We start from the raw sequence: 12,222 nt of genomic DNA, 5'->3' as shown, positions 1-12,222 counted from the left end.
GTCACGCCCTCGCGTGGGATAGGCAAGTGTTTGTCCCTGTCCCCGAAGCCCGTGTGGGGGAGTTCGTGAAGAAGCTGGTCGCATCTCTGTCCGCAGGAACCCTCGTTCTCACTGCCTTCACCGCAACAGCAACCGCCACCCCGCAGGTCGCGCCCGCGCAGGTCGAGCCCACGCCGCGGCAGCCGGTCGCGATCGGGTACGGCGGTGCCGTGTCCTCGGTGGACCCCGACGCCACGAACATCGGCCTCGGCGTACTCCGGCGTGGTGGTAATGCCGTCGACGCCGCCGTGGCGACGGCCGCCGCGCTCGGCGTGACCGAACCGTACTCGGCCGGCATCGGCGGTGGTGGGTACTTCGTCTACTACAACGCCAAGCACCGCAAGGTGTACACGATCGACGGCCGCGAGACCGCGCCCGCGACGATGCCGTCCAACGCGTTCATCGACCTGAAGACCGGCACGCCGTACTCGTTCGCGAATGCGGTGACGTCCGGTGTGTCGATCGGCGTACCGGGCACCCTCGCGACCTGGGACAGCGCGCTGAAGCAGTGGGGCTCGTTGTCGCTCGGTAAGGCGTTGAAGCCGGCCGAACATCTGGCCGAGCGTGGCTTCGTCGTCGACCCGACGTTCCGCCTGCAGACGCTCGAGAACAAGAGCCGGTTCGCGCAGGTCGTGCCGACCGCCAAGCTGTTCCTGCCGAACGGCGACGCGCCGCAGGTGGGCTCGCTGTTCAAGAACCCCGAGCTCGCTGCGACGTACCGGCTCATCGGCCGGCAGGGCCCGTCGGTGTTCTACCACGGTCAGCTCTCGGGTGAGATGGCTGCCGTCGCGAAGAACCCGCCGAAGACCCCGGACGCGACGTTGCCGTTCTACCCCGGTTACCTGCGGACCAGCGACCTGGCGGCGTACCGGGCGATCGACCGCGCACCGACCCATGTCCGGTACGACGGTCTCAGCGTGTACGGCATGCCGCCGTCGTCGTCCGGCGGGATCACCGTCGGCGAGGCGCTCAACATCCTCCAGCCGCAGCACATCCGGCAGATGTCCACCACGCAGGCGCTGCACACCTACCTCGAGGCGTCCGCGCTGGCGTTCGCCGATCGTAACGCGTACATCGGCGACCCGGCCTACGTCGACGTTCCGCAGAAGGAGCTGTTGTCGCGCGGGTTCGGCGCAGAGCGGTCCTGCCTGATCAACCCGGAGAAGGCCGCGATCAAGCCTGTGCCCGCCGGATCGCCCGACGGCTCGTACTCGCCGTGTGCCAAGGACAGTGCCGTCGAGCAGCGCCCGGACACCGAGGGCCGGTCGACGACGCACCTGGTCACGGCCGACCGGTGGGGCAACGTCGTCTCGTACACGCTGACCATCGAGCAGACCGGCGGGAGCGGGATCACCGTGCCGGGCCGTGGATTCCTGCTCAACAACGAGCTGACCGACTTCTCGTTCGTGCCCGCTCCGACCGATCCGAACATCGTGATGGGCGGCAAGCGGCCGCGGTCCTCGATGTCGCCGACGATCGTGCTGCGCGGCAACAAGCCGTTCATCGCGCTCGGTTCGCCGGGTGGTTCGACGATCATCACGACCGTCCTGCAGACGCTGACGAACCGGCTCGACCGTGGCATGACGCTGCCGCAGGCGATCGCGGCACCACGGGCGTCGCAGCGCAACACCGCGGCGGTGACTGCGGAGCAGTCGTTCATCGACCAGTACGGCGCTGCGCTGGCGCCGTACGGCCACACGTTCACGCCGGCCGGTGCGCCGGGCAGTTCGGCGGCCGAGATCGGTGCGGTCGCGGCGCTCGAATTCCTGCCCGGTGGTGCGATTCTGGCGGCGGCCGAACCGACGCGGCGTGGTGGGGGAGCGGCCGGAGTGGTCAGAGCGAGGTGATGATGGCGGCGACCAGGGCCGCGCGTTCGGCCAGGGTCGCCGCGATCACTTGTTCGTGGACGGCGTGGGCGCCCTTGCCGACGGGGCCCAGGCCGTCCAGCGTTGGGATCCCCAACCATCCGGTCAGGTTCGTGTCGGCGGCTCCGGAGGCGGGCGCGCCGGCGATGTGCTGACCGACGGAGCGCCCGGCGGCGGCGACCTTCGCGAGCAACTCGTCCGTTTCCGGCAAGGGCTGCCAGGCCGGGCGGTTCGACAAGAGTTTGATGTCGAGCTGGGCTTCGCGCACCGGCTGCAGCCGCGCGATCGCGTCCAGAACTGATTCTTCGGTCTGTGGGTCGACGAAGCGGAACCCGATGTCGGCCGCTGCCGACCCCGGTACGACGTTGGTCCGCCCGCCGCCCGTGATCGTGCCGACGTTGCACAGCACGTTGTCGTGCGCGGCGACCACGCGACGGACCGCGATCAACTGGTCGACCAACTCGTCGATCGCGGAGACGCCGCTGTCCGGATCGAGCGCGGCGTGCGCCTCGCGGCCGGTGACCTCGATGCGGACCCGCGTACTGCCCCAACGTGACGTCTTCAGGTCGCCGTTCGGGTGCGGCGGCTCGAATCCGACGGCGGCGTACACACCCTTCGCCTCTGCGGTCACCAGTTCGCGCGCCGACGGCGAGCCGATCTCCTCGTCCGCGACGACGACGATCCGGAGCGGCCGGTGATCGTGGCCGGCGACCTGCTCGAGCGCGGTCTCCAGGACGACGAGACCGCCCTTCATGTCGAAGACGCCCGGTCCGTGGATGATCCCGTCCGCCTCCCGCCACGGCATTGCGCCGTCGAGCTGCCCGACCGGCCAGACGGTGTCGTGATGGGCCAGGAAGAGCAGCGGTGCGTCCGCACGGCCCGGGAAATCCGCGATCAGATGGTCGCCGGTCGGGTGCTGCTCGCGCCGGACGGTCGCGCCGAGTTCGGCGTACCGCTCCGCGAGCCGGTCGGCGAACGCGTTCAGCGCGGCCGCGTCACCCGTCGGGGTCTCTGCGCGGACGTACTCCCGGAGTCGTTCGATCATCATGGATAGTCAACGTATCATTCTTCGATCCACGGTTGGTCAGAGTCGTCCGACTGCGGGTATGGTCAAGATATGAATCGTATCCCTGAGGTGAGCTTCCGTGCGGTCTCGCTCACCACGACGTCGCGGTTCGCCGAGGCGTCGGAGCTCTACCGCGAGGTGTTCGGGTACGACGACCCGGTGTACGGGCTGAATCCGCGGCTGCTCGGGGCGCTCGCCAGCAACGGCGGCTCGGTGGTCGGCATCCTCGACGAGAGCGATCAGCTGGTCGCGTTTGCGTACGGGTTCTGCGCGACCGACCGGCGCGGTTTCTACCACTACTCGCAGTCCGCCGTGGTGGCTGCCGCACACCAGGGCCACGGCCTCGGCCGGATGCTCAAGCACGCGCAGAAGGAAGTTGCCCTCAGCCACGGTCTGTCGCGGATGCGCTGGACCTACGATCCGGCGCAGCTCCGCAACGCGCACTTCAACCTCGACGTGCTCGGCGCCCGCGGCCGCTGGTTCGCTCCCGACATGTACGGTCCCGGGACGGATCGCGTCATCGTCGAGTGGGACCTGACCCGCGAGCACCCGGTGCCGCCCGAGCCGGTCGCGGAGTTGGCCGTACCAACGACCGACCTGCGCCGGTCGTTCGAGGAGCTGCTCGGCAAGGGGCTGGTCGCGGTCTCGTGCAAGGGGCGTCCGGACGGCACCGGTGTCTACTACTTCGGACCGGCCGACGATGCGTGACAACCGCGAGCTCACCAGCCCCCAGGAGCGGTACGACGCCCGTCTGCAACGGCGGTCGTCGACGCAGTTGCAGCGCCGCGTCGTCGAGCAGGAACGTGCCTCGATCGACGAGGCGCTCGACCAGATCCTCACCGACGAGTCGATCGCGCAGGCCGCCGCCCGGATCGTCGCGGCCCGCCGGCGCTTCATCATCGGTTCCGCGAAGTCGTTCTCGTACGCGTCGCTGCTGGCGTTCGACCTCGGCGTCGGGCTGTCCCAGGTGACGCTGATCGACGGCACGGTCGTGCGCGGTGTGGATGTGCTGGCCGACGTCCGGTCGAACGATCTGATGGTCGCGTTCTCCTTCCGCCGGTACCGGCGCGACACCGTCGACATCGCGCAACGATTCGTCGAGGCCGGCGGGGAACTCGTCGCGATCACGGACTTCGAGGACGCACCGCTCGCGAAGATCGCCGACCAGAGCATCTACGTCGCGACCGGGAGCGCGTCGTACGTCGACTCGCCGACCGTCGTCGCGTCCGTACTGCACGTCCTCGCGACGCTGACCACCGCCAGCGCGAAAGGCGCCCGCCGGCGGCTGGTGGAGCGTGACCGGTTGAACACGGAACTGGGGTTGTATGTCAACTGAACTGAAGGTGATCGCGGCCCGGCTGTATCGGGTGCGGATGCCGCTGGTGCACGCCTTCCAGACCAGCTCCCACCGCAAGGCCTACCTCGACCACATCCTGGTGGAACTGCAGGACGAGTCCGGCGCGATCGGCTGGGGCGAGATCGCGTCCTCCTCCGACCCGTACTACGCCCCCGAAACCGTCGAGACCTGCTGGCACATAGCCTCCCGCTACCTACTACCCGCGGTGATCGGCCGGCGTTGGACCCATCCCGCCGAGTTGGCCGCCGGATGGTCCAAGGTCCGCGGCAACAACTTCGCCAAGGCCGGCGCGGACACCGCCGCCTGGACGCTCTGGGCCGAGGTCCGGCAATTGCCCCTAGCAACAGTCCTGGGCGGAAAGCGCACCGAGGTCGTCGCGGGTGTTTCGCTGGGGATCGAGCCGACGATCGACGACCTGCTCGTCCAGGTGCAGCAGCAGGTCGACGCCGGCTACCCGAGAGTCAAGCTCAAGATCGCCCCGGACTGGGATGTAGAACCGGTGCGGGCGGTGCGGTCGGCGTACCCGGAGCTGGATCTGCACGTGGATGCCAACGGCATCTATACCGCTGACGAGCTGGACCGGTTGGTGAAGCTGGACGACTTCGGGTTGACGATGATCGAGCAACCGTTCACCCCGCGCGACCTGCTCACCCATGCCGAACTGCAGCACCGGATCCACACCCCCGTCTGCCTCGACGAGAGCATCGAGACGGTCGCCGACCTGGAGACAGCGCTGAAGCTAGAAGCGCTGCAGATCCTCAACATCAAGGTGTCGCGGATGGGTGGCCTGACCGCGGCCGTGGCGGCGCATGATCGGGCGCAGGACGCCGGGGTCGCCGTCTGGTGCGGGGGCATGCACGAGTTCGGGATCGGCCGGCTCGCGAACGTCGCCCTCTCCAGTCTCCCCGGCTTCACCCTCCCATCGGACGTGTCCGCCTCGGAGAAGTACTACGCCCGGGACATCGTCCAGCCCGCCGTGACCGCCGTCGGCGGGGTCGTCCAGGTACCGGAGGGGAACGGGCTCGGGCATCCGATCGACCGGGAGTTCATCGCCGCCAACACGGTCGAGGAATTCGCGCTCGGCCCAGGACAGGAGTGACTCGATGCTGCGCGCAGTGACCGGCGGCCTCGTCGTCGACGGGACCGGGAGCGCGCCGCGGCCCGGGACGGTACTGGTCGAACGTGGCCGGATCAGCGCCGTGCTGCCGTCCACCGAGCCGGTGTCCGGTGCCGAGGTAATCGATGCTACGGGCAACATTGTGGCACCGGGATTCATCGACCTGCACTCCCACGCGGATTTCAGTCTCGGCTCGAGCCCGGCCGCCGAATCGCAGCTCGCACAGGGCGTCACCACGCTGGTCGCCGGGAACTGCGGGTGGTCGCCGTTCCCGGTCACCGATCTGGAGGCACTGAAAGCCGGTACGGCGTTCCTCGGTGCGCAGCACGAGTGGTCGTGGACCGATGCGGCCGGATTCGCTGCCACGGTGGAACCGGCCGTGAACCTGGCGCTGCAGGTCGGTCATTGCACGCTGAGGATCGCCGCGATGGGCAGTGCTCGACGGGCGCCGTCGGCCGACGAGTTGCGGTTGATGCAGGACCTGCTGCGGTCGGCCGCCGACCAGGGTGCGGTCGGTTTCTCCACCGGTTTGATCTACGCGCCCGGTGCCTACGCGTCTCCGGACGAGGTTGCGGCGTTGGTCGCCACCGCCGCCGAGTGCGGCCTGCTGTACTCGACCCACATCCGCAACGAAGGCGCCGGCTTGCTGGACGCGCTCGACGAGGCGATCGCGGCGGCCCGGCCCGGCGGCGCCCGCCTGGAAATCTCCCACCTGAAAGCCGTCGGCAAGTCCAACCACGGGCTCGTCACTGCAGCTCTGGAACGCCTGGACGCAGTCACCGACCTGGACCTCGGCTGGGACGCTTACCCCTACACCGCCACCAGCACCACCTTGACCACCCGCCTCCCGACCTGGGCGCTAGCCGACTGGCCGACGGTCGTGGAGGGCCAATCCGACGCCCACCGCGGGGCACCGGCCGCTGGGCGGCCCGACGCTGAGCGCTCGGCGCCTGCAGGTGACCAACCCGGCCGCGAAGGCGCAGCACCGGCCGTTAGGCCCACCCGCTCGGGGTTGCTCGATCGTCTTGCCGACCCCGCGGAGCGGCGGCGGATTGCCGACGCACTGCGGGCCGACGTACTGCTTTCGCCGGAGACCGTGGTGATCGCCTCACTCCCGCCCGGGCGGTACGAAGACTGCCGGGGCCTCAGCCTGGCCGAGATCGCTCAGCGAGACGGGGTGGATGCTGCGGAGATCGTGCTGCGCATCCTCGAGTCGCACGAAGCCGCGGTCAGCGTGGTGAACCACGCCATGCGCGAGGAGGACGTGACGACAGTGCTCGAGCATCCGCGAACGGCGATCGCCAGTGACGGCTGGATCATGGATGCGACCGGTCCCGGGCACCCGCATCCACGTAACTTCGGCACCTTCCCGCGAGTACTCGGCCACTACGCGCGCGACCGCGGCATCTTCACCCTCGCCGAGGCGATCCGCCGGATGACGTCGCTCCCGGCGTCCCGCCTCGGCTGGTCCGATCGCGGCGTGATCAAACCCGGCGCGATCGCGGACCTCGTCGTCCTCGACCCACACCACATCGCCGACAAGTCCACGTACGACGACCCATGGCAACTCTCCATCGGCGTCCACCACGTCCTGGTAGCCGGCGAACCCGCCCTCACCGCCGGCGTACCCACCGGCCGCCGCGCCGGCCGCGTCATCGCTTGAAGCGCTTGGGCTCAGTCGGCAACGGAGCCGGCTCCACCGGTGCCTCGCCGGTATCGGTCTCCAGCCACCCGTCGTACTCCTCGAGCAGCGCGTCGAGCGCCGGCCGATCCGAATCGTCCACCACGACGGCCCACGGGTGGTCCTCGTCGTCGTCCTCCCCGTGAAACCGCCCGCGCCGTACGACCCCACCGAGCCGCTCGGCGACCGCGAGGGCGTCCTCCTGCTCCCAGAAGTATGCGATCAGCTCCACAACCGAACACCGTACGCTGTGCGCATGAGTACGTTTCCCTGGTTGAAGGGGCATGGCACGGAGAACGACTTCGTGATCCTGCCCGACCCGGACGGTTCGGTGCACGGTGAGCTGGACGCGGCCGTCGTGCGGTTCCTCTGCGACCGCCACGCCGGGCTGGGCGCGGACGGCGTACTGCGGGTGCTCCAGGGCGACAAGCAGTCGTACGTCGAGGACGGCGGCGACTGGTTCATGGACTACCGGAACGCGGACGGTTCGATCGCGGAGATGTGCGGGAACGGCGTCCGCGTGTTCGTGAAGTACCTCGCCGAGGCAGGCCTGATCGACGGCAAACCGGTCCGGGTCGGCACCCGCGCCGGCGTCAAGGAGGTCGTCCAGAACGACGACGGCACGCTCACCGTCGACATGGGCGCCCCGAAGCTCCCGGACGCGGCCGGAATCGTGGTCGAGGCCAACGGTCACCAGTGGCCCGCACTGCACGTCGACATGGGCAACCCGCACGCTGTCGCGTTCGTCGACGACCTGGACGAGCCGGGCAACCTGTGCGACCAGCCCACCTGGACGCCCGCGGCGGCGTTCCCGCAGGGCGTGAACGTCGAGTTCGTCGTACGGCGGGACGCGCACGACGTGCAGATGCGGGTGCACGAGCGTGGCGCGGGGGAGACCCGCTCCTGCGGTACGGGTACCTGTGCCGTGACGGTAGCCGCGGCGCGCCAGGCGGGCGACGAGCTCCCGGTCACGTACCGCGTCGGCGTACCAGGGGGTGAGGTGAGCGTGACGTGGCGTGCCGACAACCACCTGGAGCTGACCGGGCCGGCCGTGCTGCACGCACGCGGGGACTTCGATCGCGCCTGGCTGACGGGAATCTGAGTTCTGCGTGGGGCGTTGACTCTGGTAAACGGGTCGCTTGTACTTGGTGACCCGTGCCACCATGGAAGGTATATGACGACCCATTCACAAGCATTTGACGAGACCTCCGACGTCGAAACCGACCTCCTTGAGGGCGATGACTCCGGCGCTTCGTCGACGGGTCACGACGACTACGACTACGACTACGAGCTGAGCACCGAGGGCCTCGACCTCGAGGAGCGCCAGGCGCTGCGCCGCGTCGTCGGTATGTCGACCGAGCTGACCGACATCAGCGAGGTCGAGTACCGCAAACTCCTGCTCGAGCGCGTGCTGCTGGTCGGTGTCTGGACCGAGGGCAGCGCCGAGGACGCGGAGAACTCGCTGACCGAGCTCAAGCTGCTCGCCGAGACCGCCGGCTCGGAGGTGCTCGACGGCGTGATCCAGCGGCGCAAGAAGCCCGACCCGGCGACCTTCATCGGTTCCGGCAAGGTGGCCGACCTGCGCAACCTGGTCGCGTCGCTCGGCGCCGACACGGTGATCGCGGACGGCGAGCTGGCCCCGGCGCAGCTGCGCAACCTGGAGGACAAGCTCAAGGTCAAGGTCGTGGACCGGACCGCGCTGATCCTTGACATCTTCGCCCAGCACGCGAAGAGCAAGGAAGGCAAGGCCCAGGTCGAGCTGGCGCAGCTGCAGTACATGAAGCAGCGCCTGCGTGGTTGGGGTGGAAACCTGTCCCGCCAGGCCGGTGGCCGGGTCGGCGCAGCCGGTGGCGGTATCGGTGGCCGTGGTCCCGGTGAGACCAAGATCGAGACCGACCGGCGCCGGATCAACACCAAGATCGCCAAGCTCCGACGGCAGCTCAAGGACATGAAGAGCACCCGCTCGACGATGCGCCAGGAGCGCCGCCGGAACCTGGTTCCCTCGGTCGCGATCGCCGGCTACACGAACGCGGGCAAGTCCTCGCTGCTGAACCAGATCACCGGCGCGGGCGTACTGGTCGAGGACGCGCTGTTCGCGACCCTGGACCCGACGACCCGCCGGACGACGACCTCCGACGGCCGTGTGTTCACGCTGACCGACACGGTCGGGTTCGTCCGGCACCTGCCGCACGACATCGTCGAGGCGTTCCGCTCGACGCTGGAGGAGGTCACCGACGCGGACCTGCTGCTGCACGTGGTCGACGGTTCGCACCCGGACCCGATCGCGCAGATCCAGGCCGTCCGCGAGGTGCTGGCCGAGATCGAGGCGACCGACGTACCGGAGATCGTCGTGATCAACAAGGCCGACGCCGCCGATCCGTTGGCGCTGGCCCCGATCCTGCACCGCGAGCCGAACGCGATCGTCGTCTCGGCCCGCACCGGCGAAGGTATCGACAAGCTCCGCGAACTGATCGAGGGCGCGCTGCCGCAGCCGCACGTCATGGTCGAGGTCCTGCTGCCGTACGAGCGCGGTGACCTGGTCTCCCGGATGCACTCCGAGGGATCGGTCGAGCAGCTCGAACACACCGCCGACGGCACGCACATCACCGGCCGGGTGCATCCCGCGCTGGCCGGCGACCTGACGCCGTACGCAACCGTCTGACGCAGACAAAAACTGCCCCCGGAGAACTTTCTCCGGGGGCAGTTTTCGTGCCGGTTACTTGCGCTTGCTGACCTGGACCGTCATCGAGGTGCCGTTCTTGGCCAGCACCTTGATGTTCACTCCGTTGTTCGGGACCTTGACGCTGCTCGTCGGCTGGTCGGCGGACCAGTACGACTTGCTGTCGTTGAAGGTCGGTACGGCGTTCTGGCCGCGGATGTAGCTCGCCTGGCCGTTGACGTGCAGGGTGAACGAGTCCGCCTTCTCCAGACCGAACGTGGCGTCGTACGCCGCCACCCGCGGACGCCAGAGCAGGCCGTCCATCCGGTTGATCGGGGTCGGGTGCGCGTCGATCGGCAGGATCAGGCCCTCGCCCGGGTGGACATTGGTGTTGTTGTCGCCCTGCGAGGTGTCCCAGTACCAGATCAGCAGGCCGTCCTGGTACGGGAAGTGCTCGACCTTGTCGGACAGCGTGCTCGCCCAGCCGAAGTTGTACGGCCCGGTCTGCAGGTGCTTGTCGTAGTCGACGTAGTTGATGTTCGAGGCCAGGTAGTAGTTGTCGTGCAGACTCGTGTACGACGAACCGACCGAGCTGAACCCGTTCAGCGTCCAGCCCTCCGGCGAGGTCTCCGCACCGGAGTCGACCACCGTGGTGGTACCGGACGTCACCTTGATGTCGTCGGCGAAGAAGCCGATCCCGCCGGCCGCCGGGTCGGTGGCGTACCGGAACTGCAGCGTGATCGTCTTACCGGCGTACGCCGAGAGGTCGAAGGTGGCAGGCTTCCACCCGTTGCTCTTGCCGTCGATTCCGTTGCCTTCGGCGCCTGTCGTGATGTTGCCGGGGACCGTCTTGAAGCCGGTGCCGTCGTTCACGTCGACGTAGGCGTAGTCGCAGGCCGTCGTACCGCAGTCCTCGATGTCCCAGTTCGCCTGGAACGTGAGGCTCGCGGGCTGACCGGCCGGCAGCGTCACCTGGCGGCTCATCGTGTGCGTGAAGTTGTTGCCCTGACCGCTCCACCAGTCCTTGGTCCCGGTGGTCGGCTGGACGAGCTGATGCTGCACCTGCTTCTTCGGCAGCGTCACCACCAGGCCCTGGGCCTTCTTCGAGTTGTACTCGTGCGGGCCGAGCTCGACGGTGCGGTTCTGGCCGGCGTTCACGATCTCGTAGTCCAGCCAGCCGAGCTGCAGCTTGTCCCACGCGTTGAAGTCGGCCGCCTGCTCGCCGATGCCGCCGTCGGTCGGCTTGCTGACGCGGCTCTGGGACATGATCGTCCACCAGTTCACGCCGTTCTCGACGGCCGCGCCCGACGTGTCGTACTCGTCCGGCAGACCGAGGTCGTGGCCGTACTCGTGCGCGAACACGCTGATCCCGCCGTTCTCCGGCTGGATCGTGTAGTCACCGACGTACATGCCGGTGTCGCCGATCTGCGCGCCACCGTTCGGGTTGGTCGCCGGGCCGCCCGGGAAACCGGCGTACCAGCGGTGCGACCAGATCGCGTCCTCGCCCTGCCACGGGTCGCCGTCGGCCTGGTCGCCACCGGCGTGCACGATCTGGAAGTGGTCGATGTAGCCGTCCGGCTCGTTGAAGTTGCCGTCACCGTCGTAGTCGTAGCGGTCCCACTGGTCGAACGACTTCAGGTCCGCGGTGATCTCGGCCTTCGTCCGGCCCTTGGCCTCCTGGTCGGCGACCCACTGGTTGACCGCGTCCTGGATCAGGTTCCAGGTGTTGTTGCAGACGTTGCCGGTGCACGGGTACCCGTTCGACCGGCCGTAGCGGGCCTCGTTGTACTTGACCTTGACCCAGTCGGTGACCTCACCGGAGACGGAGTACCGGCCGGAGGACTGCTTCTCGTAGTAGCTCTTCAGCGAGTTGCCGGTGCCGAAGTACATGTCCTGGAAGTGCTGCCGGCTGTAGTCGGCCTGCCAGACGGTCGAGTTGTCGACCGAGCGGTCCGGGGCCGGGATCTCGTTGTGCAGCGGGCCGTCGAAGCGCGCCGGGCCCGGGAAGTTCGGCGAGGTGTCCTTGTCCGGGTAGTTCGGGTGCCGCTCGTTGCCGAACTCCGCGAGGACGACGAAGATCCGGTCGGTCTTCTCCCGGGACAGCTCGACGTACTGGTCGACCTTGCCCTTGGCGTTCTTGGTGCCCTTGGCACCGGCGGCCTTGGCGCCGAGGTTGACGACCGTACTGCCGTTGCGCTGCTCCGGGGTGGCCTGGCCGTTGATGACCTTGGTCAGCGCCTCCTGCCGCAGTTCGCGCCGCTTGTCCTCGAGCGGGCTGGACAGTTCGTCCGGCGCCGGGGCGGCTTCACTGGCGATCGGCGCCTTGGGCGGTGTGGCGGCAGTGCCGGCCGAGGCGGCGGCGACGCCGAGCCCGGTCGTGGCCGCCAGAGCCAGGCTGAACAGCCCGGCGGGTAGCTTGCGCACGATTCCCCTCCGTG

General features: G+C 68.6%; 10 protein-coding genes. 7 read left to right on the top strand and 3 right to left on the bottom strand.

Annotated elements, in window-relative coordinates:
* Nucleotides 1-26: 26 nt before the first annotated feature.
* Complete coding sequence (gene ggt, locus FB475_RS02675; RefSeq protein WP_238331928.1) at nucleotides 27-1,886, top strand: gamma-glutamyltransferase; 1,860 nt, start codon at nucleotides 27-29, stop codon at nucleotides 1,884-1,886.
* Here ggt and FB475_RS02670 read toward each other — a convergent pair.
* On the bottom strand, nucleotides 1,873-2,952 hold the full coding sequence (locus tag FB475_RS02670) for a M20/M25/M40 family metallo-hydrolase (RefSeq protein WP_141852195.1): 1,080 nt from the start codon (nucleotides 2,950-2,952) through the stop codon (nucleotides 1,873-1,875). The two genes, ggt and FB475_RS02670, sit on opposite strands and share 14 nt — an antisense overlap.
* A gap of 69 nt (nucleotides 2,953-3,021) precedes the next feature.
* On the opposite strand from FB475_RS02670, the gene FB475_RS02665 reads away from it, so the two are divergent.
* Genes FB475_RS02665 through FB475_RS02650 form a run of 4 tightly spaced genes read left to right on the top strand, consistent with a single transcriptional unit; the run spans nucleotide 3,022 to nucleotide 7,107 of the window.
* Nucleotides 3,022-3,678: a GNAT family N-acetyltransferase gene (locus FB475_RS02665; RefSeq protein ID WP_141852194.1), complete on the top strand. Its 657-nt coding sequence runs from the start codon at nucleotides 3,022-3,024 to the stop codon at nucleotides 3,676-3,678.
* Nucleotides 3,671-4,306, top strand: coding sequence for a MurR/RpiR family transcriptional regulator (locus FB475_RS02660; protein ID WP_141852192.1), 636 nt, complete (start codon nucleotides 3,671-3,673; stop codon nucleotides 4,304-4,306). The genes FB475_RS02665 and FB475_RS02660 overlap by 8 nt, the downstream gene beginning before the upstream one ends.
* A complete protein-coding gene (gene menC, locus FB475_RS02655) occupies nucleotides 4,296-5,426 on the top strand; it encodes an o-succinylbenzoate synthase (protein ID WP_141852190.1) in 1,131 nt (376 codons plus the stop codon). The genes FB475_RS02660 and menC overlap by 11 nt, the downstream gene beginning before the upstream one ends.
* A 4-nt stretch (nucleotides 5,427-5,430) precedes the next feature.
* Nucleotides 5,431-7,107: an N-acyl-D-amino-acid deacylase family protein gene (locus FB475_RS02650; protein ID WP_141852188.1), complete on the top strand. Its 1,677-nt coding sequence runs from the start codon at nucleotides 5,431-5,433 to the stop codon at nucleotides 7,105-7,107.
* Here FB475_RS02650 and FB475_RS02645 read toward each other — a convergent pair.
* A complete protein-coding gene (locus FB475_RS02645) occupies nucleotides 7,097-7,357 on the bottom strand; it encodes a hypothetical protein (RefSeq protein ID WP_238331927.1) in 261 nt (86 codons plus the stop codon). The two genes, FB475_RS02650 and FB475_RS02645, sit on opposite strands and share 11 nt — an antisense overlap.
* A gap of 24 nt (nucleotides 7,358-7,381) precedes the next feature.
* Here FB475_RS02645 and dapF point away from each other — a divergent pair, with 24 nt between their 5' ends.
* Both dapF and hflX read left to right on the top strand, forming a co-directional pair.
* Nucleotides 7,382-8,227: a diaminopimelate epimerase gene (dapF, locus tag FB475_RS02640; protein ID WP_141852184.1), complete on the top strand. Its 846-nt coding sequence runs from the start codon at nucleotides 7,382-7,384 to the stop codon at nucleotides 8,225-8,227.
* 72 nt (nucleotides 8,228-8,299) lie between these two features.
* A complete protein-coding gene (gene hflX / locus FB475_RS02635) occupies nucleotides 8,300-9,787 on the top strand; it encodes a GTPase HflX (RefSeq protein ID WP_141852182.1) in 1,488 nt (495 codons plus the stop codon).
* A 54-nt stretch (nucleotides 9,788-9,841) separates the two neighbouring features.
* On the opposite strand, the gene FB475_RS02630 is transcribed toward hflX, so the two are convergent.
* Nucleotides 9,842-12,208 (bottom strand): immune inhibitor A domain-containing protein, encoded by a 2,367-nt coding sequence (locus tag FB475_RS02630; protein ID WP_141852180.1) that lies wholly within the window; start codon nucleotides 12,206-12,208, stop codon nucleotides 9,842-9,844.
* Nucleotides 12,209-12,222 lie beyond the last annotated feature (14 nt).

It is taken from the genome of Kribbella jejuensis (assembly GCF_006715085.1).
Classification (GTDB): domain Bacteria; phylum Actinomycetota; class Actinomycetes; order Propionibacteriales; family Kribbellaceae; genus Kribbella; species Kribbella jejuensis.
The sequence above is the reverse complement of the archived record's forward strand: the minus strand, read 5'-3'. Positions and strand labels throughout refer to the sequence as shown.

Bases quoted from the DNA above. Each gene is read 5' to 3' on its own strand.
- FB475_RS02670 (WP_141852195.1), bottom strand. From the start codon at position 2,952: ATGATGATCGAACGACTCCGGGAGTACGTCCGCGCAGAGACCCCGACG.
- FB475_RS02665 (WP_141852194.1), top strand. From the start codon at position 3,022: ATGAATCGTATCCCTGAGGTGAGCTTCCGTGCGGTCTCGCTCACCACG.
- FB475_RS02660 (WP_141852192.1), top strand. From the start codon at position 3,671: ATGCGTGACAACCGCGAGCTCACCAGCCCCCAGGAGCGGTACGACGCC.
- menC (WP_141852190.1), top strand. From the start codon at position 4,296: ATGTCAACTGAACTGAAGGTGATCGCGGCCCGGCTGTATCGGGTGCGG.
- FB475_RS02650 (WP_141852188.1), top strand. From the start codon at position 5,431: ATGCTGCGCGCAGTGACCGGCGGCCTCGTCGTCGACGGGACCGGGAGC.
- dapF (WP_141852184.1), top strand. From the start codon at position 7,382: ATGAGTACGTTTCCCTGGTTGAAGGGGCATGGCACGGAGAACGACTTC.
- hflX (WP_141852182.1), top strand. From the start codon at position 8,300: ATGACGACCCATTCACAAGCATTTGACGAGACCTCCGACGTCGAAACC.